Origin of the sequence: uncultured Abyssibacter sp. (assembly GCF_964000955.1) — a bacterium.
Classification (GTDB): domain Bacteria; phylum Pseudomonadota; class Gammaproteobacteria; order Nevskiales; family OUC007; genus Abyssibacter.
Map to the genome: position 1 here is coordinate 15,519 of NZ_CAXFCL010000311.1, position 26,700 is coordinate 42,218.

General features: G+C 65.1%; 26 protein-coding genes. 14 read left to right on the forward strand and 12 right to left on the reverse strand.

Annotated features, from left to right (window positions below):
* Positions 1-23: 23 nt before the first annotated feature.
* Positions 24-2,219 (reverse strand): hypothetical protein, encoded by a 2,196-nt coding sequence (locus tag ABNS06_RS14830; RefSeq protein WP_348675369.1) that lies wholly within the window; start codon positions 2,217-2,219, stop codon positions 24-26.
* A gap of 108 nt (positions 2,220-2,327) precedes the next feature.
* On the opposite strand from ABNS06_RS14830, the gene ABNS06_RS14835 reads away from it, so the two are divergent.
* Positions 2,328-2,660: an MGMT family protein gene (locus tag ABNS06_RS14835; RefSeq protein WP_348675370.1), complete on the forward strand. Its 333-nt coding sequence runs from the start codon at positions 2,328-2,330 to the stop codon at positions 2,658-2,660.
* On the opposite strand, the gene ABNS06_RS14840 is transcribed toward ABNS06_RS14835, so the two are convergent.
* The 4 genes from ABNS06_RS14840 to ABNS06_RS14855 form a co-directional block, all read right to left on the reverse strand.
* Positions 2,657-3,331, reverse strand: coding sequence for an HAD-IA family hydrolase (locus ABNS06_RS14840; protein WP_348675371.1), 675 nt, complete (start codon positions 3,329-3,331; stop codon positions 2,657-2,659). The two genes, ABNS06_RS14835 and ABNS06_RS14840, sit on opposite strands and share 4 nt — an antisense overlap.
* The gene (locus ABNS06_RS14845; protein ID WP_348675372.1) at positions 3,331-4,131 is read right to left on the reverse strand and encodes a methyltransferase; all 801 of its coding nucleotides are present in this window, start codon (positions 4,129-4,131) and stop codon (positions 3,331-3,333) included. The genes ABNS06_RS14840 and ABNS06_RS14845 overlap by 1 nt, the downstream gene beginning before the upstream one ends.
* Positions 4,132-4,193: 62 nt before the next feature.
* The gene (locus ABNS06_RS14850) at positions 4,194-4,442 is read right to left on the reverse strand and encodes a LytTR family DNA-binding domain-containing protein (RefSeq protein ID WP_348675373.1); all 249 of its coding nucleotides are present in this window, start codon (positions 4,440-4,442) and stop codon (positions 4,194-4,196) included.
* A 104-nt stretch (positions 4,443-4,546) separates the two neighbouring features.
* Positions 4,547-5,026: a peptidylprolyl isomerase gene (locus ABNS06_RS14855; protein WP_348675374.1), complete on the reverse strand. Its 480-nt coding sequence runs from the start codon at positions 5,024-5,026 to the stop codon at positions 4,547-4,549.
* A gap of 211 nt (positions 5,027-5,237) precedes the next feature.
* Here ABNS06_RS14855 and ABNS06_RS14860 point away from each other — a divergent pair, with 211 nt between their 5' ends.
* Both ABNS06_RS14860 and ABNS06_RS14865 read left to right on the forward strand, forming a co-directional pair.
* Positions 5,238-5,801 carry a flavodoxin domain-containing protein gene (locus tag ABNS06_RS14860; RefSeq protein WP_348675375.1) on the forward strand — a complete coding sequence of 188 codons (564 nt, stop codon included), beginning with the start codon at positions 5,238-5,240 and terminating at the stop codon, positions 5,799-5,801.
* Positions 5,798-6,307 (forward strand): O-acetyl-ADP-ribose deacetylase, encoded by a 510-nt coding sequence (locus ABNS06_RS14865; RefSeq protein ID WP_348675376.1) that lies wholly within the window; start codon positions 5,798-5,800, stop codon positions 6,305-6,307. The genes ABNS06_RS14860 and ABNS06_RS14865 overlap by 4 nt, the downstream gene beginning before the upstream one ends.
* Before the next feature lie 7 nt (positions 6,308-6,314).
* On the opposite strand, the gene ABNS06_RS14870 is transcribed toward ABNS06_RS14865, so the two are convergent.
* Complete coding sequence (locus ABNS06_RS14870; protein ID WP_348675377.1) at positions 6,315-6,530, reverse strand: hypothetical protein; 216 nt, start codon at positions 6,528-6,530, stop codon at positions 6,315-6,317.
* A 68-nt stretch (positions 6,531-6,598) separates the two neighbouring features.
* Here ABNS06_RS14870 and ABNS06_RS14875 point away from each other — a divergent pair, with 68 nt between their 5' ends.
* From ABNS06_RS14875 to ABNS06_RS14890, 4 genes are all read left to right on the forward strand, one after another.
* Positions 6,599-7,798, forward strand: a complete 1,200-nt coding sequence (locus ABNS06_RS14875) for an MFS transporter (RefSeq protein ID WP_348675378.1) — start codon at positions 6,599-6,601, stop codon at positions 7,796-7,798.
* Positions 7,795-8,472, forward strand: a complete 678-nt coding sequence (locus ABNS06_RS14880) for a nitroreductase family protein (protein ID WP_348675379.1) — start codon at positions 7,795-7,797, stop codon at positions 8,470-8,472. The genes ABNS06_RS14875 and ABNS06_RS14880 overlap by 4 nt, the downstream gene beginning before the upstream one ends.
* A 65-nt stretch (positions 8,473-8,537) precedes the next feature.
* Positions 8,538-9,404, forward strand: coding sequence for a tRNA 2-thiocytidine(32) synthetase TtcA (gene ttcA, locus ABNS06_RS14885; RefSeq protein WP_348675380.1), 867 nt, complete (start codon positions 8,538-8,540; stop codon positions 9,402-9,404).
* A complete protein-coding gene (locus ABNS06_RS14890) occupies positions 9,401-10,288 on the forward strand; it encodes a TraB/GumN family protein (RefSeq protein WP_348675381.1) in 888 nt (295 codons plus the stop codon). Before ttcA ends, ABNS06_RS14890 begins: the two co-directional genes overlap by 4 nt.
* A gap of 12 nt (positions 10,289-10,300) precedes the next feature.
* Here ABNS06_RS14890 and mnmE read toward each other — a convergent pair whose 3' ends face one another.
* From mnmE to rpmH, 5 genes are all read right to left on the reverse strand, one after another.
* The gene (gene mnmE / locus ABNS06_RS14895) at positions 10,301-11,644 is read right to left on the reverse strand and encodes a tRNA uridine-5-carboxymethylaminomethyl(34) synthesis GTPase MnmE (protein ID WP_348675382.1); all 1,344 of its coding nucleotides are present in this window, start codon (positions 11,642-11,644) and stop codon (positions 10,301-10,303) included.
* A gap of 173 nt (positions 11,645-11,817) precedes the next feature.
* Positions 11,818-13,497 carry a membrane protein insertase YidC gene (gene yidC, locus ABNS06_RS14900; RefSeq protein WP_348675383.1) on the reverse strand — a complete coding sequence of 560 codons (1,680 nt, stop codon included), beginning with the start codon at positions 13,495-13,497 and terminating at the stop codon, positions 11,818-11,820.
* Between the two features lie 15 nt (positions 13,498-13,512).
* On the reverse strand, positions 13,513-13,779 hold the full coding sequence (yidD, locus tag ABNS06_RS14905; RefSeq protein ID WP_348675384.1) for a membrane protein insertion efficiency factor YidD: 267 nt from the start codon (positions 13,777-13,779) through the stop codon (positions 13,513-13,515).
* A complete protein-coding gene (gene rnpA / locus ABNS06_RS14910) occupies positions 13,776-14,144 on the reverse strand; it encodes a ribonuclease P protein component (protein WP_348675385.1) in 369 nt (122 codons plus the stop codon). Before rnpA ends, yidD begins: the two co-directional genes overlap by 4 nt.
* Entirely contained in the window at positions 14,113-14,247 is a 135-nt protein-coding gene (gene rpmH / locus ABNS06_RS14915) for a 50S ribosomal protein L34 (RefSeq protein WP_348675386.1), read from the reverse strand. Before rpmH ends, rnpA begins: the two co-directional genes overlap by 32 nt.
* Before the next feature lie 294 nt (positions 14,248-14,541).
* On the opposite strand from rpmH, the gene dnaA reads away from it, so the two are divergent.
* From dnaA to gyrB, 4 genes are all read left to right on the forward strand, one after another.
* A complete protein-coding gene (gene dnaA / locus ABNS06_RS14920; protein ID WP_348675387.1) occupies positions 14,542-15,882 on the forward strand; it encodes a chromosomal replication initiator protein DnaA in 1,341 nt (446 codons plus the stop codon).
* A gap of 241 nt (positions 15,883-16,123) precedes the next feature.
* Positions 16,124-17,224, forward strand: coding sequence for a DNA polymerase III subunit beta (gene dnaN / locus ABNS06_RS14925; RefSeq protein WP_348675388.1), 1,101 nt, complete (start codon positions 16,124-16,126; stop codon positions 17,222-17,224).
* Between the two features lie 49 nt (positions 17,225-17,273).
* Positions 17,274-18,347, forward strand: coding sequence for a DNA replication and repair protein RecF (gene recF / locus ABNS06_RS14930; RefSeq protein ID WP_348675389.1), 1,074 nt, complete (start codon positions 17,274-17,276; stop codon positions 18,345-18,347).
* A 31-nt stretch (positions 18,348-18,378) separates the two neighbouring features.
* Complete coding sequence (gene gyrB, locus ABNS06_RS14935) at positions 18,379-20,793, forward strand: DNA topoisomerase (ATP-hydrolyzing) subunit B (protein ID WP_348675390.1); 2,415 nt, start codon at positions 18,379-18,381, stop codon at positions 20,791-20,793.
* Positions 20,794-20,870: 77 nt separating this feature from the next.
* On the opposite strand, the gene ald is transcribed toward gyrB, so the two are convergent.
* Positions 20,871-21,995, reverse strand: a complete 1,125-nt coding sequence (gene ald, locus ABNS06_RS14940) for an alanine dehydrogenase (RefSeq protein WP_348675391.1) — start codon at positions 21,993-21,995, stop codon at positions 20,871-20,873.
* Positions 21,996-22,179: 184 nt separating this feature from the next.
* Between ald and ABNS06_RS14945 the strand changes: the two genes are divergently transcribed.
* From ABNS06_RS14945 to ABNS06_RS14955, 3 genes are all read left to right on the forward strand, one after another.
* Positions 22,180-22,839, forward strand: coding sequence for a POTRA domain-containing protein (locus ABNS06_RS14945; RefSeq protein ID WP_348675392.1), 660 nt, complete (start codon positions 22,180-22,182; stop codon positions 22,837-22,839).
* On the forward strand, positions 22,840-23,844 hold the full coding sequence (locus tag ABNS06_RS14950; protein ID WP_348675393.1) for a BamA/TamA family outer membrane protein: 1,005 nt from the start codon (positions 22,840-22,842) through the stop codon (positions 23,842-23,844).
* Positions 23,841-26,700, forward strand: a 2,860-nt coding sequence (locus ABNS06_RS14955; protein ID WP_348675394.1) for a hypothetical protein, incomplete at its 3' end; no start/stop codon positions are given. The genes ABNS06_RS14950 and ABNS06_RS14955, both read left to right, overlap by 4 nt.

Here is a 26,700-nt window from a genome sequence, read left to right on the forward strand (position 1 = left end):
CGACCGGAATTCTCCGACGAACGCTACTCCGACGGCTGCTGGCGCGCCGATTCCGAGGCCACCAGCGTCTGCTCCCAGAGCTGCAGGTAGGTTTCGGCGGAGTTGTACAACGCGGTGACGGCGTCCTGTCCACCCTCGATGCGAATCCCTTCAACAATGTCGGCGACCAGACCGTAGTTGGACATGCCTTCCTCGTCCATGATCCAGGTCTTGCCACCCGGAATGGACAGGGCATCGACCTGCACCGGCCGGATGCCGGCGGCGGCGAACTGCGGGCCCCAGCCATCTCCGCTGAACAGGGTGAACGGATACTCGATGGGCTCGGCGCCGGCACCGCGTGATCTCGGCAGTGTGCGCAAGCCGTTGGCATCGGCGCCATAGCCAACCGACAACGGCCGGTCGGTACCGGAGGCCTCCCAGATCGGCTTGATCTGATCCAGGAACTCGACGAAGTCCGCGCCGTTGGGCAACGCCGGATAGATGATGCCGCCCTGGCGGATGATCTGCTCGGCCTGGGCGTTGGAGATGCCGCCCTGACCACCGTGACCGGACACCATGGGGTAGTTCGGCGTCAGCGCCGCACCCTTGTCGAGCATGTACTGCTTGCTCAGAAGCTCGGCGTGATCGATGTCGAGCACGAAGCCCTTCTTCATGATCTTGTCGATGGCGTACTCGCCCAGCTCGGTCACCGTCCTGGCGTTGCACTGGCGCCCCGGCGGATAGATCGGCAACTGGCCCTGGGTCAGGTCCATCAGCAGCTGGGTGACGGGATCACCGAACTGGGTGATCGCGCCGGTTTCCAGCTCCGCGCCGGCGTTGTAGAAATAGGTGTCGCCCTCACCGCCGTCCGGGCAGTCGTAAGTCTTCCAGAAGCCGCGGGTGTCCAGAAAGCCGACGTAGTTCAGCACCGAACTGAAGATGCCGGCGCCGCCGAGGGCGCTGTCCACGTCGTGGAACGGAAAGACCTGACGCACGCCCAGATCCCAGGCCTCGTCGATCTCGCGATCGATGTCCTCACGGGTGCAGTCGCTGTTCTCGCTGCCGTCGAGGTTGTAGGTCAGGCGACAGTGGAAGATGTTCGAGAACTCCAGGCCCAGGATCACCGCGAGCTTGCCGTCGGCGATGATTTCACGCGCCTCGGCCGGCGTCTTGACGATGCGGAACCAGCCCTTGCCGGGACCGCCTTCCTGGGCATCGATGTACTGCTCGATGTCGTAGAGGAAGGCGACCTGCTGCGTGCCGGTTTCCATGTCCACGCATTCGGCGGTCTTGTCGCCGTAAGTGGCGCGAGCGAGGTTGCAAAGCGCCTCGATGGTCGTGCCGTGAACCACCATGACCCGCAGCCCGGCCATGTAGGCGCGCTCCACCCAGCGGTAGTACATCTGCTGGTGGAGGAAGGAATCCTGCTTCGGCCAGTCGATGAATGACGGCCAGCCCTGGGTGTCGTGAGTCTGCAACGGATCGGCATCCAGCAGGATGTTCTCCGCGCTAAGAATGCCGTTGGGGCCGTGCATCAGAACGCAGTTCTTCAGCGCCTCGGGCGCACCGAAGCGGTTGATCGCCTGGCCGTACATGACGCCGCCGGCGGATGGCCCGACATCACCGCTGCCATCGGACAACTCGGACCCCATGCCCATGTGGGCATGCACCTCGGCGAAACCGATGACCGGCTCGCCAGCGGCCGGCCCCGTGAACGTGTCACCGACGACATTGACGGGCATGGACGGATAGGGCGTGCAGCCGGTGGTCGGCTCGAAGCTGAGCTGGGCCGGCGTGTCGCCCGGGACCAGGGTTCCGGTCTCGTCCACCATCAGCGACCGCTCCAGCGTAGTCGCCGTGAATCGGCCACTGCCGCCATCGACCGTCCAGTCCGAGCCGTCGGCCGGTGAGGTGTCCGCGCTGATCGACGACCCGCTCGCCGTCAGCAGCGTTTCATCGGCGGTATAGAACAGGTACCGGCCCAGACCGGCGGCGCGCATGAAGAAATGTTCGGCCCCGGCCGCATCGGCGGTAGTGACGAACGCCGTGCCGTCGCGGCCGATGTACTGGTTGTCGGCCCGCAGCAGGTAGCAGCCGTTGGCAAGGTCATACTTGGAAACCGGCGGCTCGCCGACATCAACCGGGCCGCCGGACGAGGACCCGGAGGATCCACAGGCCACGACCATCGCGGCCACGGTCAACATTGCGCCTGCTCGCGCGACACGAAGAATCGATCGCATGTCTGCTCCCCAGAAGCCCGATGGCCGGATTCACACGAAATTCATGTTGCCAGCGCGTCACCGCACGCGAACTGGTAAAAGTGGCTCATCTTCCCACGGCGTATCCGCATGATCGACAAGCTGGAGCGCATTCTCGCCACCGCACGCGCGATCCCGCCGGGCCGGGTGACAAGCTACGGCCGGCTGGCGATGCATGCGGGGTTTCCGCGTGGAGCGCGGCTGGCCGTGGCCGCACTGCGCGGCGCCGACGACGAGACCGTGCCCTGGCACCGGATTCTCCGCGCCGACGGCCGCATCGCGTTTCCGCCCGATCATCCCCACCACGCGGAACAGGCGCAGCGGCTGCGGGCCGAAAGCGTGATGGTTCGAAACGGCCGCGTGGACCTGGGCCGCTTCGGCTGGCGCGTGGACGCTCCGGACCTGTTGCTGCCCCCGGACTAGGCCACGGGCGCGGTGATCGGCGTGCTGGTGTTCAATCCCAGCAAGGCCGGCAGGTCATGCATGCGTTCGAAGAGATGGTGGGCGCCGGCGGCGCGCAGGCGGTCGGTCGGTACGTCGGCCGTGTAGGCGAACACGGTCATGCCCGCCGCGACGCCGGCCATGACCCCAGCCGCCGAATCCTCGATGACCGCGCAGCGCTCCGGCGCGACGCCCATGGTCTCGGCGGCCAGCAGGTAGACGTCCGGCGCGGGCTTGGACCGCTCCACGTCATCGGCGCTGAAGATGCGGCCCTCGAACCGGGGCCACAGGCCGGTCTTGCCCAGGGTCAGCTGCATCTTGGCGTGCTCGCCGGCGGAGGCGACACAGGCAGGCACCGGCAGCCGGTCGAGCACGTCGACCACGCCTTCCACGGGCGTGACCTCCTCCAGCAGCGCCATCGCGGCGCGGCGGCGCAGTTCCGGGACGAAGTCCTCCGGCGCCGGGCGGCCGAGTTCCTGGTGGATGATGTGCAGGCAGCGGTCCATGGCCTGGCCGACGAACTTCTGGAACATCGCCTCCAGCGTCAGTTCCAGCCCCAGTTCGCCCAGCATCTCGCAGAACACGCGATTGGTGATGCGCTCGGAATCGACGAGCACACCGTCGCAGTCGAAGATGACCAGGTCGTAATCCATCAGGGTTTGACGAACTTCAGCGTCATGCGATCGGACTCGCCGATGGCGGCGTAGGTCTCGCGATCGGTGTCGCCCAGCGCGAAGGAGGGCGGCAGCGTCCACACGCCCTTGGGATGATCGGTGTCGTCCTTCGGGTTGGCGTTGATCTCGCTTTTCGCCGCCAGCTTGAAACCGGCGTTACGCGCCATCCGGATCACTTCGGCCTCGGTGATGTAACCGGTGTGGCCGGACTTCAGTGCCTCGAGATCGGCACCGGCCGGCGCGCGATGGTCGACGACGCCCATCACGCCGCCGGACTTCAGCGCCGCATGCGCCGCGAGGAAGAAATCCATCGCCTGATCGTCCCACCAAAGGTTGTGCACGTTGCGGAACGTCAGCACGACATCGACGGTACCCGGCTCGGCGAAGGTCCAGTCGCCGACGTCGGAGGTCGCGATGATGGTCTTGCCATAGCGCTTCTTGTCGCTCAGCTTGCCCAGCAGCTGACCGTGCAGGCGGCGGCGGTAGCTGGGCCCGTCTCGCGGACCCACATCGTAGGCGGCCGCGATGTACTGACCATCCTCAGCGAGATAGGGCGCGAGAATCTCGGTCCAGTAACCGGCCGACGGCCAGAACTCGGCCACCGTGTGATCGGGCTGCACGCCAAAAAACGCGAGGGCCTCGGCGGGATGTCGGGCGGCATCCCTGGCCACGTAGGCCTCGGTCCGATGATCCGACGCGATGACCTCGGGCAGTGTCGGACCGGCGAACGCGTAGCCACCGACCAGCAGGCCGGCGATGAAAACGGTGATGCGATGCATGGCGGGTCTCCCTGTCAGATGCCGCGAGAGTAGACCATCCGGCGGCCCGATGCCGGGGTGAATCACAGCAGGCGGTCCCGCAGCACCGCTCGGTAGCGTCTGCTCACCGGCACCCGCGCCCCCGATCGCAGCCGCAGCTCGCCGTCCCCCGTGTCATGCACGCGAATGTCGCCAACGTGCAGCGTGATGTAGTTGCCCGCGGACTCGATCCAGTCGATGTCGCTGACCTTGACGAGAAACTCCCGGCCCAGCTTCTTGACCAGGAAACGGTCGATCACGGGCTGGGGATTCGGCGCGTCGTCGGACAGCATCCGGGCTTCGCCTGTTCGGGCTCAAGGCCCGGCGGTCATTCGATCAACCGGGCCGCCGACAGTTGGCGACGGGCCCGGTGATGTCTTCGCCTTCGGCGTAAACCCTAGTGGTCGTGACCGTCGGCATGGGCGTGGCCATGCTGCATTTCCTGCGGCGTGGCTTCACGCACCTCGGTGATTTCGATGTCGAACACCAGCGTCTGACCAGCCATCTGGTGGTTGGCGTCCACGGTCACGGTGTCGCCCTCGACCGCGGCGATCCGCACCGGGATGTCGCCCTGCTCGGTGGAGGCGCGGAACATCATGCCGGGCTCGACCTTGTCGACGCCCTGGAATGCTTCCAGCGGTACCTGCTGCACCCGCGCGGGATCATGGGGACCATAGGCCTTCTCCGGCGGGATGGTCGCCTCGAAGCGGTCACCCGCGGCCTTGCCGGCCATCTCTTCTTCCAGTCCGGCGATGATGCCGCCCGTGCCATGAAGGTAGGCCATCGGTTCGGCTTCACGGGAGGACTCCAGCACTTCACCCTCCGGGGTCTTCAGAATGTAGTGGAAGCTGGCGACGGTGTTTTCGGCAATCTGCACGGTGAATCCTGTAGAAAAAGAGGGTTCACCGTATCACAGGCCCCGTTGGCGAATCGTGACGGTCCCGATCGAGCAGACGGTCGGTTCCCCCGCGTCCGGGCGGGGACTTCAGAAATTCTCAACGAAGCGCCCGGAAACCTTCACCCGAGATCGGTTCCAAGGGCCGCGCTTTTGGCATAGCGTAGATTTTCCGCTGACAAGGAGTCCGGCCATGAGCAAGGTACTGATCGTCTACGCCACTGACTACGACCACACCAAGGTCTGCGCGGAAGCGCTGGCCAGGGGCGTGGAGTCCACCGGCGGCACCGCCATCGTCAAGGATGCCGGTGATGCCACCGGCGAGGACATCGAGGCGGCCGACGCGCTGGTGCTGGGCTCACCCGTGCACATGGGCTCGCCCGACTGGAAGATCAAGCAGTTCATCGACCAGCAATGCTCGGGGCTGTGGATGAAGAACGCCGGCATCGGCAAGGTTGGCGCGGTATTCGGCACCGGCAGTGGTTTCGGCAGCGCGGGTGGCGGCATCGAACTGACGCTGCTGGCCCTGCTGAACAACCTGGCGGAACTGGGCATGGTGCTGGTCCCGTTGCCGAAGAACACCGAGAACTACGCCGACGGCGGCCTGCAGTGGGGGCCTTACGCCCGCGTCCACAGCAAGGACACGATGGAACCGCTGGAGGTCTCGGAGGTACAGCTCGGCATCATGACCGCGCATGGCGCGAACATCGCCCGGGTCGCTGACGCCGTCGCCGGACAGGCGTTGTTCAAACCGTGAATCGCCTCTCCGCGATCCACGCGGACATCACCACGCTGAAGGTCGACGCCATCGTCAACGCCGCCAACCGCAGCCTGCTCGGTGGCGGTGGCGTGGACGGTGCGATTCATCGCGCCGCCGGTCCGGAACTGCTGGCCGAATGCCGCGGCCTGGGCGGATGCGAGACCGGGCAGGCGAAGATCACGCGCGGCTATCGGTTGCCCGCGGCCTGGGTGATTCACACGGTGGGACCGGTCTGGTCGGGAGGCGACGCCGACGAACCGTCGCTGCTGGCGGGCTGCTACCGCAACAGCCTGCGGATCGCCGCCCAGCATGGTTTCGACACGGTGGCGTTTCCGGCGATCTCCTGCGGTGTCTACGGCTATCCCGTCGACGCCGCGTTGAGCATCGCGGTGCGGGAGTGCGGGGACTGGCTGGACCAGCAGACGTTTCCGTCCCGGGTCCGGCTGGTGGGGTTCGATGCGGCGATGACCGCTCGCATGGAGGCGGCCATCGGTGCCGGATGAGACCGGATCAGCTTGCGGCGTCGAGCTCGGCGAAACGGCGGCGCAGTTCGCGCTCCTCGTTGGTCACCGCGTCCTCCAGTTCACCGACCCGGCGCTCCAGCTTCTGGATTCGCTCGACCAGCTCCTCCGGCGGGCGTTGCTGCCGACCCTTGAGGTAGGTGGTGATGACCCCGGTCGTGGTGCCGAAGACCACGATGATCGCGACCATGGTGAAAACATCCATCGGTTCGTCCCCGCATGACTGACAATGCATGACATGATTGCGCGCCGCGCACCCCGCTGCCAAGTTTCATGAGTTCAGCCACCGACTGGCGCACACCCCGGCTGTTCCTGATGCTGATGGCCGTCGCCTTGCCGCTGGGCTATGCGACGTGGAACGCGTTGCTGAACAATTTCGCCATCGAGATGGCGGCGTTCGACGGCGGCGACATCGGGCTGTTGCAGTCCATCCGCGAGGTTCCCGGCTTTCTCGCCTTCACCGCGGTATTCCTGCTGGCGGTGGTGTCGGAGCAGCGGCTGGCGCTGCTGTCGATCGCGCTGCTCGGCGGCGCCGTGGCCGTGACCGGCCTGTTCGCCACCACCACCGGGTTGCTGATCACCACCTTCATCATGTCGGTGGGTTTCCACTATCTGGAAACCCTGAAGCAATCGCTGTCCCTGCAATGGCTGAGCAAGAACGAGGCGCCGGCCGTGCTCGGCCAGCTGATCTCGGTGGCGGCGCTGACCTCGCTGATCTCCTACGGCGTGGTCTGGGTGCTGCTGGAAGTGTTCGACGCCGGTTACACGGTCGTCTACGCGACCAGCGGGCTGGCCTGCCTGGCGCTGATGATCTTCATGGCGGTGGCGTTTCCGACCTTCGAGGCGCCGAACCCGCAGCGCAAGCAACTGATCCTGCGGCGCCGCTACGGGCTTTACTACGCGCTGACCTTCCTCGCCGGCGCGCGGCGGCAGATCTTCATGGTCTTCGCCAGCTTCCTGCTGGTGCAGCGCTTCGACTATTCCGCCTCGGCCATCGCCGCGCTGTACCTGATCAACCACGGCGTCAGCTGGCTGGTCGCACCGACGATTGGTCGCTGGGTTGGCCGGTTCGGCGAACGCCGCATCCTGGTCATCGAGTACGTGGGTCTGATCGCGGTGTTTCTGGGCTATGCAATCGTGAACAGCGGCGCGCTGGCCGCCACGCTTTTCGTCGTCGACCACATCTTCTTCGCCATGGCCATCGCGCAGAAGACCTATTTCCAGAAGATCGCCGATCCCGGTGACATCGCCGGCACCGCGGGCGTGAACTTCACCATCAATCACATCGCCGCGGTGGTGATCCCGGCCAGCTTCGGCCTGATCTGGCTGGCGGCGCCGGAGTGGGTCTTCATCCTCGGGGCAATGATGGCGACGATCTCGTTGCTGCTGGCCCTTTGCGTGCCCGACGAACCGACGCAGGACACGCCGATCCGGGCGTGGTGGCGACGGGTCACGCCGGCCCGGGCGACGTGAACAAAGCGGATCACGGCACCGTACCGCTGGACGGCTTCGTGCATCGCGAGCCGGAGGATCTGGTGGAACGCGCCCGGGCGTTCGCGGATGTCCTGTCACGGCGCCGGACCGTTCGCGACTATTCCGATCGCTCCGTTCCGCGGGCGGTGATCGAACACGCGGTCCGCGCGGCCGGATCGGCACCCAGCGGCGCGAACCAGCAGCCCTGGCATTTCGTCGCCATCGCCAACCCCGACCTCAAGCGTCGCATCCGCCAGGCGGCCGAGGCCGAGGAACGCGCGTTCTACGAACACCGCGCACCGGAAGACTGGCTGGACGCGCTGGCGCCGCTGGGCACCAACGCCGACAAGCCGTTTCTGGAAACCGCGCCCTGGCTGATCGCCGTGTTCTACGAGCGCCACCGCGTGGACGAGCAGGGCCAGCGGCAAAAGACCTACTACGCCATCGACTCCGTCGGCATCGCCACCGGCATATTGATCACGGCGCTGCACCAGGCCGGGCTGGCGACACTGACCCACACACCCAGCCCGATGGGCTTTCTGACGGATGTGCTCGGCCGCCCAAAACATGAACGTCCGTTCGTGCTGCTGGTCACCGGCTATCCCGCCGACGCCGTGCGCGTGCCGGCCATCGACCGCAAGCCGGTGTCGGACATCCTGACGCTGCTCGACTGACGGGCCGCCACTGCCGTTCGGTGGATCATCTCCGGTTAAGCGGCCGCCAAACCTATAATGCGCGGATGAACGAGACCGTGACCACCACCGACCCCCGCCGCGACAAGCGCGAGGCCGACAAGCGCGCCAAGCGCCTGCGCCGCCAGGTCGGCCAGGCCATTGAAGACTTCAACATGATCGAGGCCGGCGACCGGGTCATGGTCGCGCTGTCCGGTGGCAAGGATTCCTACGCCATGCTGGAAATCCTGCGCTCGCTGCAGGCGGCCGCACCGGTGGACTTCGAACTGTTCGCGGTGAACCTTGACCAGAAGCAGCCCGGGTTTCCGGAGCATGTGCTGCCCGACTACCTGCGCGGCATCGACATGCCGTTCGAGATTCTGGAGCAGGACACCTACTCGGTGGTCACGCGGGTGATTCCGGAGGGCAAGACCTATTGCAGTCTCTGCTCGCGACTGCGTCGCGGGGCGCTTTACACCTACGCCCAGGAACACGGCTTCACCAAGATCGCGCTGGGTCACCACATGGACGACATGGTGGAAACCCTGTTCCTGAACCTGTTCCACGGCGGACGCATGGCGTCGATGCCGCCGAAGCTGAAGTCGGACAAGGGCGATCACGTGGTGATCCGGCCGCTGGCCTACTGCCGCGAGAAGGACCTGGCGGAATACGCCGAGGACAAGGCGTTTCCGATCATCCCCTGCAATCTCTGCGGCTCGCAGGACAATCTGCAACGCGTGGCGATCAAGCAGATGCTCCAGCAATGGGATCGGCTGTCTCCCGGCCGGGTGGAGACCATCTTCAAGGCCATGGGCAACATCGCGCCCTCGCAGCTCGCGGACCGTTCGCTGTTCGATTTCGCGTCACTGCGCATCGATGAACGTCCCGAGAGCGATGCCGCCGCCGGCTGGCTCGTCGGCCAGGTGAGTTCATGAACCGCCGCCTGCTGATCCGTGCCCGCGGCTGGATCGCGATGCTGGCGCTGATCGTCGTTGGCAGCGTCCATGCGGCGCCGTTGTTATGGGTGATCGAGGACAGCGACTCGAAGCTTTATCTGGCCGGTTCGCTGCATTTGCTGCCCGAGAGCGCCTATCCGCTGGACCCGGCGCTGGAGCAGGCTTACGCCGATACCGAACGGCTGGTGCTGGAGGCGGATCTCAAGCAGCTCGAGTCGCCGACCAACCAGACCATGCTGCTTGCCGCCGCCCAGGCCGACACCGATGCGACGCTACGCGAGCGGATCGGCGACGCGCTGTACGAGGATGTGCGCCGCCAGGCCGAACGCCTGGGTCTGCCGCTGTTCAGCCTGGACAGCCTCAAGCCCTGGTTCGTGGGCCTGATGCTGGAGCTCTCCGCCTACCAGCAGGCGGGCTTTCGTCCCGAGTACGGGCTGGACCAGCACTTCAGCCAGCGGGCGATCGCCGATGAAAAGCCGATTCTCGGTCTGGAAACCGTGGACGAGCACATGAGTCTGCTGGTGGGGCTGGGTGACAACGGTGTCGACAGCACAACGACGCTGGCGGCAACACTGAGCCAGTTCGACGCGTACGACGATTTGCCGAATACCGTGTACACGGCCTGGCGAACCGGCGACCTGGATGCCATGGCCGAGCTGGTCGAGACCATGCGCACCGAGCAGCCGGCTGCCTACGAACGGCTGCTGGCGAATCGCAACCAGCGCTGGGTCAGTGAACTGTCGGCGTTGCTGGACGGCGCGAGCAACGTGCTGGTCGTGGTCGGCGCCGCGCATCTGCCGGGGGAACATGGTCTGCTGGCGCTGATGCGCACCGAGGGACTGGAGCCGCGCCGGGTCGACTAGGTCGCGTCGCCGCTACTTGCCAACGCAAAAGCTCGAGAAGATCTCGCCCAGCAGTGTTTCGGTGTCCACCGGACCATTGATCTCGCCGAGAATCCGGTTGGCTTCCGACAAATCCTCGGCCAGCAGTTCCGGCGCGCCATGCACGTGGAGTTGCTCGCCCGCCCGTTGCAGCACGGCCGACGCGCGTTCGATCGCGTCCAGATGCCGCCGCCGCGCGCTGAACTCGCCAGCCAGGTTGGCCTGAAGACCGGAGCGCTCGCGGATGACCGCGATCAAATCCTCGATGCCCGCGCCGTTGAGCGCCGAAATCGCCACCGAGCCATCCTCGCGCGCGCCTGCCGCCGCACCGGACCGATCGCACTTGTTGTGCACCGGAATCACTCGCGGGTCACCAGCGAGTACTGCGAACACGGGATCGGTCTTGGCCGGATCCGGTTCGCCGTCGACGCGCAACATCAGCACCAGATCGGCATCATCAACCGCGGCCCAGGCACGGCCGACACCGATTCGCTCGACCGGATCGTCGGTTTCGCGAATGCCCGCGGTGTCGAGCAGCAGGATCGGCAGGTCGCCCAACACGATGCGTTCGCGCAGCACGTCACGCGTCGTGCCCGCGACATCGGTGACAATCGCCGCGTCCTGGCCCGCGAGCTGATTGAGCAAGCTCGATTTGCCGACGTTGGGCGCCCCGAGAATAGCCACGCGCAGACCCTCGGACAGGGCACGACCATGCCGGGTCCGTCGTTGCAGATCGAACAAATGCCCGGTCAGTCGGTCCAGCCGCGCCGCGACTTCGCCGTCGGCGAGAAAATCAATGTCCTCATCGGCGAAGTCGATCGACGCCTCCACCCAGGTCCGCAGCTCCAGCAGCTCGCGGCATAAGTCCTCGATCCGTCGGGAAAACGCGCCGGTCAATGACCGCTGGGCCGCCCTGGCGGCCGCGACGCTCTCGGCGTCGATCAGGTCAGCCACCGCTTCGGCCTGGGTCAGGTCGAGCTTGTTGTTGTCGTAGGCGCGCCGGGTGAACTCTCCGGGCGCGGCCGCACGGCAGCCCAGATTCAGCACGCAGGCCAGCAGCGCATCCAGCACCACCGGACCGCCATGACCCTGCAGTTCGAGCACGTCCTCGCCGGTGTAGGACGCCGGCGCGCGAAAGTGGATGGCGAGCCCGCTGTCGAGCACCGAACCGTCAGGGGACCGGAATTCCCGATACACCGCGCGGCGGGGTTCCGGCAGACCTCCGAGCAAGGTTGTCGCGACCGTGGAAACCGCCGGACCGGAGATGCGGATCACGCCGACGCCGCCACGACCGGGCGGGGTCGCGATGGCGGCGATGGTGTCAACGTGATCGGACATCGGGGGTGGCGGCGTTGTGGTCACGGCTCGCCATTATGGGGTGGGGACGTGGTTTGCAGGGCGGATGCGGTCGCGTCGACGTGACTTCACCGGACACCAGCCCTTCTCGTGCATCCCATCCCTGCACTCGCAGCCCCCTACCGTCCACCGGCCGGGCGCGAGCAATGCTCGCACTATTTCCGGCCAAGCCCCTCGGTTTCCAGCTTGCGGTAGATGTACCACTGCTGGGCGATGCCAACGAGGTTGGACACGAACCAGTACAGCACCAGTCCGGAGGGGAAGAAGGTGAAGAATGCGGCCAGACCGATCGGCATCGCGCTCATGATCTTCTGCTGCATCGGGTCCATGGTCATCGCCTGACCGGACAACTTCTGCTGGAAGTACATCGAGATCCCGAACAGCACGGGGAGCACGAAGTAGGGATCGGGGGCCGAGAGATCCTGGATCCAAAGGAAGAAGGGCGCCTGCCGCAGTTCCACGGATTCCAGCAGCACCCAGTACAGCGCGATGAACACCGGAAACTGCACGAGCATCGGCCAGCAGCCGGCGAAGGGGTTGAAGCCCTCCTTCTTGTACAGGTCCATCATCGCCTGCTGCATCTTCTGGCGATCATCGCCGTAGCGGTCCTTGATCGACTGGATGCGCGGCGCGAACTTGCGCATCTTGGCCATCGACCGGTACTGGGCTTCCGACAGCTTGAAGAACGCGAGCTTGATCGCGAGCGTGACCAGGATGATCGTCAGTCCCCAGTTCAGGACGACGCTGTGGACCTTGTCCATGATCCAGAACAGCGGTTCCGACAGGGGTGTCAGCAAACCGTAGTCGACGGACAGCTGCAGGCCGGGCGCGACATCCTGCATCCGTTTCTGCAGCTTCGGACCGATGTAGAGCCGCTGCGTCAGCGTCTCGCTGCCGCCGGCGGCGACCTCGGTTTTCTCGCCGATCAGCTGGGCCAGATAGCCGGTGGACGAGGACGGCTTGGTCACCAGTCGCACGGTCTGCTCGGCCGGCGGGATCACCGCGGCGATGAAATAGTGCTCCATCATCCCGGCCCAGCCACCCGTCTGGGTGACATCCAGCGGTTCTTCCTCGATCTTCTCGAAGTCGGCCTTGCGGAAGCGGTACTTCGTCTCACCGGGCTTCTGCTCGTACCAGGTGGCACCGTCGAACTGGCGGACAAAGGGTGTGCCGCCCTCGGTATCGGCCTGGGTCCGCCACACCTGGCCGTAGGCACTGACCGCCCAGGGCGCCTCGGTGGCGTTGCTCACCGCATAGTCCAGACCGATGACGTAACGACCGGGCTCGAAACGATAGATCTTGGTGACCTGACGACCCGCGCCATCGGTCCAGGTCAGCGGCACATCCAGCGCCTGTCCGTCCTGCATCGCGTAGCGGCGGCGCTCGGACCGGTAGGCCACCTTGTGCGTCGGCGCGCCCTCGCCCAGCAGGCCGGTCTGGACCACGAAAAAGCGCCGGTTGTGCTGGTGCAGCAGAGCCAGCGGTTCCTCGCTGTCGGCCTCGACGGGGTAGTCGAGCAATTCCACACGAATGAGATTGCCGCCCTGCGGGTCGATGAATGCCCGCATGACGTCGGTGGTGACGACGATGGTTTCGGTGCTCGGGGCGACCTGTTCCACCGGCGCGGATTCATCGGTCGATGACTCGGCCTGCGGTGCGTCGCTGGACGCGGTGGGCGACGCGTCCAGATCCGGCACATCATCATCACCCGCGATCTGTTCGATCGGAGACGGCGAACGCGGTTCCGGCGGGACCTGATCGGCCTTCCATGCCTGGTACATGAAAAAGCCGATCACGGCGAGCGCGGCGATCAGCGGGAAGCGTATGGATTCCATGGGATCAGTATTCCCCTAGGCATCGTGATGTCGACACAGAGTCGAATCATCAGGATGGGGCAAGTGGCAGCCGGGCACGGGATCGTGTCCACCGGGCCGCAGCGGATGGCAACGCGCCAGTCGTCGGATCGCCAGGATCCCGCCACGCAACACGCCATGCGCGTGCAGGGCCTGGACCGCATACTGCGAGCAGCTCGGCGTGTAACGGCATCGCTGCGGCAGCAGCGGACTGAGCAGGCGCTGGTAAAGCCGGATCAGCAGTATCAATGTACGTGCGATCATTGCAGCTTCCGACGGTGCAGCGCATCCAGCGAGGATCGGAGTTCAGCGGAACTCAACGCGGCCAGACCATGCTTGCCGGTCACGACCACGTCGATGCCATGCAGATCGCTGGTGCGAAACCACTCCCGCGTGACGCGCTTGATCCGGTTCCGATCCACGGCACGCTTCGCGCACTTCTTGGAGATCGCCAGCCCCAGGCGCGCGGGCGCATCGTGTGTCGACGGCGCGACCACGAGCATCCAGTGGCGATCGTGAATCCGTCGGCCACTCCGGAAGACCGCACGGTACTCCGCCGGTCTCAGCAGCCGTCGGTCGCGAGGAAATCCGAAGGGCTTACGGGGCGAGGCGCTTGCGACCCTTGGCACGGCGTGCCTTGATCACCTTGCGGCCACCAACGGTTGCCATGCGTGCGCGAAAACCATGGGTGCGCTTGCGACGCAAGGAATGCGGCTGGAACGTCTGCTTCATCGGTCTGATCTCGTGGACGGTGCCCGGACCGGGCGAAAGGGCGCGGATAGTACTGAAAAACACCGTCTTGCATCAAGCCGCACGCCTGTGGATAACTAGCCCGGCGCGATTCCCGACACCTGATCGATTCCCTACGTGACCTGGACGTCGCGGTCGGGGCTGGTCTGGCGTCGCTTCGTTCGAAGCGCTGGCCCCGGCGGGTGTCTTCGGACAGGCGGCATGGGCGCGAGGATCATCCTTCGGTCCGGGCTCGCTTGCCCGGCCCCTGAACTGACGACAACGCAGGTGTCTGTGGTGGATTCCAATGCGCTCTGGCAGCGCTGTCTTGAACGGCTCGAAACCGTGCTCTCCGAATCCGACGTCGGCACCTGGGTGCGCCCGCTGCACGCTCATTCGCAGGACGGCAATCTCGAACTCATCGCTCCCAACCGGCCGGTGATGGAGAATGTGCGCTCGCAGTACCTCGCCACCATCAGCGCCGTCTGGAGCGAAGTGGTCGACCTGGAAAGTCCCCGGGTCACGGTTCGTGTCGGCTCGGCGGAAGCCTCAAGCTCGCCGGAACCCGGTGATGCACCCGTTGCGGCGCCGACGCCCAAACCCGAATCGCCGCACAGCAGCAGCCGGCTGGATCCGCGCTACACCTTCGAGCGCTTCGTGGAAGGCAAGAGCAACCAGATCGCGCGCGCGGCGGCCCAGAAGGTAGCCGAGTCACCTGGTACCTCCTACAACCCCTTGCTGATCTACGGCGGTACCGGGTTGGGGAAAACCCATCTGATGCACAGCGTGGGCAACTACCTCAGCGCCCGCGGCGGACCGAACCGGGTGGTCTACATACCAGCCGAGCGCTTCGTCAACGACATGGTGCTTGCGGTGCGTCACAACCGCATGGACGGCTTCAAGAACTTCTACCGGACGGCGGAAGCCCTGCTGATCGACGACATCCATTTCTTCGCCGGCAAGGAGCGGTCACAGGAGGAGTTCTTCCACACCTTCAATTCGCTGCTGGAGGCGAACCGGCAGATCATCCTGACCTGCGACCGCTATCCCGCCGAGCTGGACGCTCTCGATGACCGCCTGCAGAACCGGTTCTCCTGGGGCCTGTCGGTGGCGGTGGATCCGCCCGAACTGGAAACCCGGGTCGCGATCCTGATGAGCAAGGCCGAGCAACTGGGCGCGGCAGTACCGGAAACGGTGGCCTTCTTCATCGCCAACCGGATTCGCTCGAATGTCCGCGAGCTGGAGGGCGCACTCAACCGACTGGTGCACACCGCCCAGTTCACCGGGACCGCGATCGATATCGATTTCGCCCGGTACGCGCTGCAGGACATCCTGTCGGTGCATGAACGCATGGTGACCATCGAGAGCATCCAGCGCACCGTCGCCGAGTACTTCAGCATCCGGCTGTCGGACATGACCCAGCGCAGCCGGCGGCGCTCCATCGCCCGCCCCCGGCAGATGGCGATGGCCCTGGCCAAGGAACTCACCTCGCACAGCCTGCCGGAGATCGGCGATGCCTTCGGTGGCCGGGATCACACGACGGTGCTGCATGCCTGCCGGACAATCCAGAAGCTCAAGGACTCCGATCGGGCGATCCGCGACGACTACGATGCCCTGTTGAGAACCCTGAGCCGATGATGTGGATATCTAGGGGATGGAATGTGACAATGCCGGATCGGCCGGGACACGCACATTCTGTCCACAGGAACCCAGCGGGGATACCCCGATGTTTTCAGGGGTGGTTGAGTTCTCGTAACTCTATGATTTTGAATCGAAAAACCGCTGTTGTTCACAGGTCGGCGGGCAGCCTACTACTACGACTATCTTTTAAAAGACTCTTTTATATAAGTATTGACCGAAGGAGTTCGGGGACCACGTCATGAAGTTCGAGATTGATCGCGGATCGTTCCTGCAGACCATCCAGGCTGTCATCGGTGTCATCGAGCGACGCCAGACGATGCCAATTCTGTCGAACTTTCACATCGAGGCGTCGGAGACCGGTTTGCGACTGACCGGGACCGATCTGGAGCTGGAACTCGTCAGTCACGTCCAGGCGCAGATCGACCAGCCCGGCGCGGTCACCGTGCCCGCCCGCAAGCTGTTCGACATCTGCCGCGGCCTGCCCGAAGGTTCGGTGATCCGGGCCGAGCTGAGCGATCAGAAATTCATTGTTCGCTCCGGCCGCAGCCGCTTCACGCTGGCCACGCAACCGGCGGCCGAGTTCCCCTCGTTGGGCGATATCGATTCGGCCGATCGCCACGCCATTCCCAACCTCGCCTTGCGTCAGGTGCTGAACCGCACGATGTTCGCGATGGCGCAGCAGGATGTGCGCTACTACCTCAACGGTTTGCTGCTGGCACTGCGTCGCGATCGGCTGCGCGCCGTTGCAACCGATGGCCACCGGCTGGCGATGTCCGACGTGGATGTGGATCTGGACATCGCCGAGGAGCGTCAGGTCATCGTTCCCCGCAAGGGCGTGCTGGAGCTGAACCGGCTGCTGTCCGATGACGACGAGACGGTCAGTCTCTCGCTGACCAATAACCATCTGCAGGTGGACCTGGGCACCATCCTGTTCACCACCAAGTTGATCGATGGCCGTTTTCCGGACTACGAGAAAGTCGTGCCGATTGGCGGCGACAAGATTCTCACCGGGGATCGCGAGGTGATCCGCCAGGCACTGGCGCGAGCCGCGATTCTGTCCAACGAAAAATTCCGCGGCGTGCGGCTGGTGCTCGATCCGGGGCTGCTGAAGTTGCAGACCGAGAACCCGGAGCACGAGGAAGCCGAAGAGGAGATCGAGGTCGACTACGACGGCGCTCCGCTGGAGATCGGCTTCAACGTCAACTACCTGCTCGATGCGCTGGGTGTGATGGAAGGCGACGCCTTCAAGTTCGCGATGAGTTCGCCGGACGCCGGTGGGCTGCTCACCGAAATGGGTACGGACGCGCACAAGTACGTCGTCATGCCCATGCGGCTCTGATCGCAACCAGCGAACTTCTCTCGGGTCATCTGGCTGACCCGTTTCCGACGTGCTGATTCGCTCATTGGCGCTGACCGACTTTCGTTGTCATGCCGGACTGCGTTTGTCCTTTTCGTCTGCCGCCGGCGGTGGTGCCGCGATCGTCGGCGACAACGCCACCGGCAAGACATCCATACTCGAAGCGATCTACCTGCTCAGCCGCGGGTTGTCGTTTCGGGGCAGTTCCCCCACCGACGTGATCCGGCACGGATGCGACCATGCGCTGGTGGTCGGCGAGCTCGAGTTGCCGGACGGTCCGACCCGGGTTGCGGTGCAGCGGGAACGAACGCAGATTCAGACCCGACTGGGTCGGACGAAAGAGATCCCCATCGTCGAACTGGCGCGTGCGCTGCCCATCCAGGTCATGGACCCGCGAGCGCACCGGTTGATCGACGAAGGCCCCGTACACCGCAGGCGGCTGCTGGATTGGGGAGTGTTCCACGTGGAACATTCGTTCATTCAGGACTGGCGTCAGTTCCAGCGTCTGCTGCGCCAGCGCAACGCGGCATGTCGGCAGCGCGACCGGCAGCAACTGCGTGCGTGGAATCCCTCTTACATCGAGTTGTCGCGTCGCATCGATGACGCTCGTCGCAGACATCTGGATGAGGTCGCGGGCGGATGGAGCCGCCACGTTGAGGCATTGCTCGGTTCGGATCACGCGCCGAGGATTGGCTATCGAAGTGGCTGGCCCTCAGGTGTCGACTTCGCCGAAGTACTCGATTCGGTGGAGGCGCGGGAGCTCGATGCGGGCCACAGCGTTGTCGGTCCGCACCGGGCTGATCTGCGATTGCAGCTGGATGGTCGCCAGGTCCGTCACCAGGCATCCCGGGGCCAGCAGAAGGCGCTGGTGCTTGCGTTGCTGCTGGCCCAGGTGGAAGTGGTCAGTCAGCGTCTCGGTCAAGCGCCGGTCCTGCTGATTGATGACTTTGGCGCCGAATGGGGAGAGGGCATGCGGAGGCGTGCCGTCGCGCAGCTCAACGCGAGTCCGGTCCAGTGGATCTCGACCTGGCTGGATGCGCCCGATTCCGGCTTGGACATCCGTGACATGTTCCACGTGGAACATCTGGCGGACACCACTCCGTGATACCATGAACTAGGCCACGAATGACCCTCCGATGAGCGACTCCCAACCGAAGAACTACGACTCTTCAAGTATCCGTGTCTTGAAGGGTCTCGAAGCCGTGCGCAAGCGCCCCGGTATGTACATTGGCGACACCGATGACGGGACCGGTTTGCATCACATGGTCTTCGAAGTCGTCGACAATTCCATCGACGAAGCGCTGGCCGGTCATTGTTCCGAAGTGACCGTCACCATCCATGCCGATCAGAGCGTCTCGGTCTCCGACGACGGGCGCGGTATCCCGGTGGATATCCACGAAGAGGAAGGGCGTCCGGCGGCGGAGATCATCATGACCGTCCTGCATGCCGGCGGTAAGTTCGATGACAACGCCTACAAGGTCTCCGGTGGTTTGCACGGCGTGGGCGTCTCGGTGGTCAACGCGCTGTCGAAGCGGCTTGAGTTGACCATTCACCGCGATGGTCACATCCATCGTCAGATGTACTCGATGGGCGAGCCCATGGACGAACTGGCGGTGATCGGTAGCACCGATGTCTCCGGGACCACGGTGCGCTTCCATCCCAGCGAAGAAATCTTCAGGAACATCGAATTTCATTACGACATCCTAGCCAAGCGCCTGCGTGAGCTGTCGTTCCTGAACTCCGGTGTGCGGATTCGGCTAACCGAAGAGGCGACGGATCGGGAAGACGTGTTCGAGTACAAGGGCGGTATTCGTGCCTTCGTCGAGCATTTGAATCGCAACAAGACGCCGCTGCACGAGGCAGTGTGTCATTTCGAGGGCGAGAAAGACGGCATCGTCACCGAGGTGGCCTTGCAGTGGAATGATTCCTTCCAGGAGAACGTCTTCTGCTACACCAACAACATTCCGCAGCGTGACGGCGGCACCCATCTGGCCGGGTTCCGTGCCGCGCTGACGCGCACGCTCAATGGCTATATCGAAGCCGAGGGCCTGTCCAAGCGCGAGAAGGTCGCGACCTCCGGGGATGATGCGCGCGAGGGTTTGACGGCGGTCATCTCGGTCAAGGTGCCCGATCCGAAGTTCTCGTCGCAGACCAAGGAAAAGCTGGTCTCGTCCGAGGTCAAGAGCGCCGTCGAATCGGCCATGGCCGAGCACCTGAACAACTTCCTGCTGGAAAACCCGCGGGATGCCAAGGCGGTCGCGCAGAAGATCGTCGAGGCGGCGCGGGCTCGCGAAGCGGCGCGCAAGGCGCGGGAAATGACCCGCCGCAAGGGCGCACTGGATATCGCGGGATTGCCTGGCAAGCTGGCGGATTGCCAGGAGAAGGACCCGTCCAAATGCGAGCTGTTCCTGGTGGAGGGTGATTCCGCTGGTGGTTCGGCCAAGCAGGGGCGTGACCGTCGTTTCCAGGCAATTCTGCCGCTCAAGGGCAAGATTCTGAACGTCGAGAAAGCCCGCTTCGACAAGATGCTGTCGTCCGCCGAAGTAGGCACGCTCATCACCGCGCTGGGTTGCGGTATCGGTCGCGACGAGTTTGATCCCGAAAAACTGCGCTACGAGCGGATCATCATCATGACTGATGCGGATGTGGATGGATCGCATATCCGCACCTTGTTGCTGACGTTCTTCTACCGCCAGATGTACGTGCTGGTCGAGGGCGGGCACATCTATATCGCCCAGCCGCCGCTCTACAAGGTGAAGTCCGGCAAGCAGGAGACTTACGTCAAGGACGATGCCGAACTCAACGCCTACCTGCTGAATTCGGCGCTGAACGGTGCCGAGCTGCGTGTCAGCGCCGATGCCCCGCCGGTGCAGCCCGCGGAGATGGAAAGCCTGTCCAAGGATCATCTCGCGGGCCGGGCGCTGGTCGATCGTCTGGCGCGCCGCTACGAGCGGGCCGCGCTGGAGGCGATGATGCAATTGCCGAAGCTGGCCTCGGATTCTCTGGAAAACACAGAGAAATCAGACACTTGGCTTTCCTCGATGCAGGAGCTCCTCAACGCCTTCGAGAACAGCGAGCATCGCTACGAGGCCAGAATCGTCCGTGACGGTCGTGCCTATCTGGAGGTGGTCCGGTTCAGCCATGGCGTACCGCATGCCTGCCAGTGGTTGGCGGAGTTCTTCGGATCACCGGAGTACGCGGAGCTTTGTGAACTGGGCCAGCGCTTCCAGGGGCTTGTGACGGACGGCGCGACGGTGACGCGCGGTCAGCACAGCACCGAGGTGGCGACGTTCAGCGAAGCGCTGGACTGGCTGATGAAGGAAGCACGCCGTGGTCTGCACATCCAGCGGTACAAGGGCCTGGGTGAGATGAACCCGGATCAGTTGTGGGAGACCACGATGGATCCCGAGACGCGTCGTCTGATGCAGGTTCGTATCGAGGATGTCGTGGCCTCCGACGAGATCTTCACGACCCTGATGGGCGACCATGTCGAACCGCGCCGCGATTTCATCGAGCACAACGCGTTGCTGGTGGGCAATCTGGACGTTTAGGCCCTGTCGATGCCCTGAATTGAAAAAGCCGCGTTCGTCGCGGCTTTTTCTTTATTTATCAGGAGGTTATCGATCGACTACGCGGCGTGAGACAGGATTTCGTCCGCCGGCACGTAGTCATAGTCCAGGGCTTCGGCAACGGCCTGACAGGTGATCTTGCCCCGGTGCACGTTCAGCCCGTTGCGCAAATGGCGATCCGTCTGCAGCGCCTGCTTGTGTCCCTGACTGGCGAGCTTCAGCACGAACGGCAGCGTGGCATTGGTCAGCGCGAACGTCGACGTTCTCGCAACGGCGCCGGGCATGTTGGCGACGCAGTAGTGCACGACATCGTCGACGATGTACGTCGGATTGTCATGGGTGGTGGGCTTGGAGGTCTCCGTGCAGCCGCCCTGGTCGATGGCGACGTCGACGATGACCGCCCGCGACCGCATCAGCCCGAGCATGTCCCGCGTGATGATCTTGGGTGCGGCCGCACCGGGAAGCAGCACCGCGCCAATCACCAGGTCGGCGTGGCGAATGCTGTGCTCCAGCGCGTCGGCCGTGGAGAACAGCGTCGTCATGCGTCCCTGGAACAGCTCGTCGAGCTGGCGCAGCCGTGGCAGTGAGCGATCGATGATGTTGACGTCGGCGCCCAGCCCGACCGCCATGCGCGCGGCGCTGTAGCCCACCACGCCACCACCAATGATGCAGACGTTCGCCGGGGCCACGCCCGGCACGCCGCCGATCAGCGTGCCGTTGCCGCCCTGAGCACGCTCCAGCGCATGCGCGCCGGCCTGGATGGACATGCGGCCGGCCACCTCGCTCATCGGTCGCAGCAACGGCAGCCCGCCCTGATCGTCGGTCACCGTCTCGTAGGCGATGGCCGTGCAGCCGGACTCGACCAGCAGTTCGGTCTGGGTCGGGTCCGGGGCCAGATGCAGATAGGTGAACAGCACTTGGCCGTCACGCAGGCGTTTGCACTCGACCGGCTGCGGCTCCTTCACCTTGACGATCATCTCGGCCTGCTCGAACACGCCTTCGGCGCTGCCCAGAATCTCGGCGCCGGCCTGCACATAGGCTTCGTCGCTCAACCCGATGCCGTCCCCGGCCAGCGTCTCCACGACCACGGTGTGACCGCGCGCCGTGAGTTCGCGGACCCCGGACGGGGTCAGACCCACGCGGTACTCGCGGGCTTTGATTTCCTTCGGAACACCGATTTTCATGAACAACCCCAGACGGAAAAAAGGCTGACGACCGTATAATTCCATGGCCTTGGAAACCAGGGACGGAACTTGTCCGGGAACCGGGCACCCAAGGGCATGCATGCCAGCACACAGTCTTCGATATTGTAAAGCGTTCGTCGCCGCAGGCCTTTTGTTCGCCGCGTATCCGCTGCTTGCGGCGACGGTGGACGTGCAGCTTAAGGGCATTCGCGACGACGCCATCCGCAACAACACCGAAGGCTTTCTGGCCATCAAGAAGCTGGAGGGCAACGACAGCGCCCGACCGCGAGCGATTCGCAGGCTCCACCGGCGCGCCGAACAGGACATTCAGGACGCGCTCCGACCCTTCGGCTTCTACAATCCGGTGATCCGTTCCGAGCTGGAACCGGTGGACGGTGGTTACAAAGCCACTTATGTGGTCGACACCGGGCCGCCCACGACCTTGCGTGACATCCGTATCGAGATCACCGGCCCGGGCTCCGGCGAACAGGCGTTGCGCGATACCGTGCAGGCCAGCCGCCTGCGCGCTGATGCGCCGCTTCGGCATCCGCTTTACAACGCCACCAAGTCGGCGATTCGGGACACCGCGTTCAAACTCGGTTATCTGGATGCCCGATTCACCGCGCATCGTCTGGCGGTTGATCCGTCGGTCAACCGCGCCGATGTGGAGCTGGTGCTGGAAAGCGGGGACGCCTACGAGTTCGGCGAGATTCGCATTGACCAGGATGTCCTCGATCCCGAGTTCCTCAATCGCTACGTCAATGTTCGCACCGGCGAGCGTTTCGATTCTTCCGAACTGGTGAACCTGCAACTCCACCTCGCCGATCTCGGTTACTTCGATTAGGTGCAGGTCGATGCCAACAAGGACGATGCGCAGGACCACCGGATTCCGGTGGTTGTTCGCACCACGCCGCTCGCGTCCCAGCGCTACGAGGCCGGCGTCGGCTACGGCACCGACACCGGTGCGCGGCTAACCGCCGGCGCGGAGTGGCGCCGGCTCAATCGCCAGGGCCACCAGCTGGACTTGTCGTTCCAGCTCTCCGAAGTGATCAACACGCTGACCACCCAGTACCTGATCCCGGTCGGGAGCGTACCCGGCGATTCGGTGACATTCTCGGCCGGCGCGGAGGACGAGGACCTGGAGGATGGCGAGCGCCGGACCCTGCGCCTGGAGGCGGCGCGCAACTGGCAGCTGGGCGACTGGTATCGTCGCTACTACCTGCAATTCCTGCGTGAAGACTACGAGCTGTCGGACGAGCAGCGTCTCAGCATCCTGTTGACGCCCGGCGTGAGCTTCACGCGCACGGAGGTGTCCGACCCGGTGTTCGCCCGTAGCGGCTGGAGTACCTTCTTCGACGTGCATGGCGCGGTGCGCGACGTGTTGTCCGACACCAGCTTCATCCAGTCCCGGCTCCGCCTGCAGGGGGTGCTGCCGGTGTTCAGCCGCGGCCGCCTGCTGCTTCGGACCGAGGTCGGCGGCAGCTGGACCGAGGAATTCTCCGACCTGCCAGCCTCGGAACGATTCTTCGCCGGCGGGGACAGCAGCGTGCGCGGTTACGCCTACGAATCCCTGGGTCCGGAGGATGACGAGGGTCGCGTGATCGGCGGGGAGTTCCTGCTCACCGGTTCCGTCGAATACGAGCAGATCATCTGGCGTGGCATGGGCGCCGCCGTGTTCGTCGACGCCGGCAACGCCGCCGACGCGGGCATCCCCGAACCTGTCTACGGGGCCGGCATCGGGTTTCGCTACCGCTCTCCGGTGGGTGTGATTCGCATTGATGTGGCCCATCCCTTCGACGATCCCGAGCGCGCCGCACGGCTGCATATCGGCGTGAGGGCGGGCCTGTGAAGCGAACCTGGGTGCGCTGGCTGAAGTGGATACCGGTCGGGCTGACGGCAACCGTCGCGCTCATCGTGCTCATTGCGCTGACCACGGAGATTGGCGTCGCGATCGCATGGTCGCTGGCGCGCGACCGCCTGCCGGCCGGAGTGCAGATCGACGATGTCCAGGGGCGCCTCGTCGGTCCGCTGACGGTGACCGGCGTCAATGTCGAGACCGAGGCCATGAGCCTGCGAGTTGACCGCGCCGTGCTGGACTGGCGCGCCAGCCGCCTGCTGATGGCGCAGGTCCAGATCGCGGAACTGGCGGTCGACGGCGTGGACATCGTGCTGCGACCCACCCACTCACCGCCGCCGCCCGAAACCGACGAACCGCCGTCTCTCGATTTCCGCGCGCCGATCACGCTGGTGATCGAGCAGGCCGGCCTGAGCGATTTCAGCCTCAAAACCGCGCCCGACGCTGAGCCGCTGATCGTCGAATCGCTGGAACTCGCCGGGGTCTGGGACCGCAACAGCCTGCAGGTCTCCGAACTGGATGTCCGCTCGCCGCTGACCGGACACCTCAGCGCCAGCACGCTGGTGCTGCTGGAACGTGGCGGCCTGCGTGTCCAGTCACTGAAACTCGCCGAAGTCGATGCCGCGCTGGAGGCCCGGCTCTCGGGGCACTTCCATCGCGCCTTCGGCCGCTACGCCGTGAAACTGACCGGTGACTGGACAGCTTTGCGCTGGCCGTTACAGGGCGATCCGATGCTGCGTTCCCCGCGCGGCAGCATCGATGTGGTGGGCACGCTGCCCGAACTCGCCGGTGAATTGCAGGCGCAGTTGCGCTCACGTGGCGACACCGTGTCGGTCGCCGCAAGCGGCGGTCTCGAGGACGAACGGGTCGATGTCACGCTGAGCTGGGACGCCCTGGCCTGGCCGCTGGAGGAGTCCGCCGGTCCGGTTCAGGTCAGCGTGGATGGCGGCCAGCTCACCGGCAAGGGGCCTGTCGACGCCGTGCGTCTGCGCGGCGGCACGCGCGTGATCCCGACGGAGTTCAAGCCCATCCGCATCGATCTGGAGGGGATTGCCAGTACCGAACGCGTGGAGCTCAAGCCGCTGCGGATTGGTGTCGCCGGCTCGGAGACCAGCCTGACCGGCGGCCTGCGCTGGCAGCCCGCGCTGGCCGCCGACCTGCAACTGGTCACGCGCACACTGGACCCGTCGGCCCTGTCCGAGCAGCTGTCGCAATGGCCCGGACAGATCGCCGCGAACGCGGCACTCGAAGTCAGGACGGTCGACGATACGATCCAGGTGCGGATACCGCGCCTGCATGCCGAGGGTTCGCTGCGCGAACAGCCCCTGCAGGTCGATGCCGCGGCCACCGCCAGCCCGGATGCCGTGCGCGTGAGGCAGCTGCAGCTGCGGGCACTGGGTGGGTCGATAACCGGGGAGGCCGACCTGTCGCTGCGCCAGCAGCTCGCTGGATCAGCCACGTTGACCGCCCGCGATCTGGACCCGTCCCTGCTGCTGGAACAATGGCCCGGCGAGATCGACGCCGATGTCACATTGCAGCTGGCGGGCACGCGCGCCTCACCGATCGTCCGGGTGCCGACGCTGACCGTGGAAGGCCGCTTGCGCGAGCGGCCGTTGCGGCTGGACGCCGCGCTCCGCTATGCCAACGACACCGCCGACATCGAGCGGCTGACGCTGGCCTCCGGCCAGTCCGAACTGCATGTGGATGGCCAGGCATCCGCCAGCAGCCTGGCGGTGGACTGGGACATCAGCAGTCCGGATCTCGCCGATTTCTACCCCGGCCTGACCGGGAGCCTGAAAGCGGACGGCCGCGTCGAGGGTCCCGTCAGGACACCGCGCGTAATCGCGAGCCTGCGGGGTGAATCGCTTGGCTATCAGCGCTACTCGCTGGCCGGTATCGATGCCGAGGCCGACATCAATATCGCTGACGGCAGCACCCTGCTGCTGGACGCGCGGGTGGCCGATGCGCAGATCGAGGCGACGGGTATTCGCACGCTGGTGCTGGAGACCCGGGGCAGCGCGGACGATCTGACGCTGGAACTGGAAACCCAGACCACCGAGGGCGATCTGACGCTGGGCCTGTCCGGCCAGGTCGATCTCGACAGTCTGGCCTGGACCGGCGACCTGACCCGGCTGATCATCGATCCGGTGGACTTTCCGCCCTGGACGCTGGAGTCGCCGACGCCGGTGTCGTTCCACGCACCGGACTGGTCCGTGGGCGATGCCTGTCTTGCCGCGGAGCCCAACGTCAAGCGCCGTCCCTCGATGAGCCGGCGTCGCAGCCGCCTGTGCCTGCGTGCCGGGTCCGATGACCAGGGCCTGAGCGCGCAGACCGACATTGAATTCTTTGATCTGGCGTATCTCACGCCGCTGCTGCCGCCGGCCACTCGACTGAGCGGTTCGCTCAGCGGCAACGCGACCTACTCCCGGGGTGAGGGGCGCGAAGCGGTGACCGCCGATCTCAGAACATCGGCGATCGAACTTGCCGGCACCCGCTCGCCGGACGATCCGCTGGATGTCGCCTTCGCGCCGGGCGAGCTGACCATCGCCAATGAAGGCGAACAGACGATCCTCACCGTTCGTCTGCCGCTGGAGGATGAGCCCGCCGCGGGTCTGGCGCTGGACGCCACGCTGCAAGGCCAGGGACCACTGGTTGAGCGGCCCCTGGAGGGGCGTCTGACCGCGGAGCTCACCAATCTCGACTTCATCGCGTTGATCCTGGATGCGTTGACTGACGTGACCGGCCGGTTCGATGCCGACATGCGGCTGGCCGGTCGTCTCGGCGCTCCCGAGATCGGCGGCGAAATGCACCTGCGCAACGCGGCCGCGTCAGTGGATGTGGCCGGTGTCG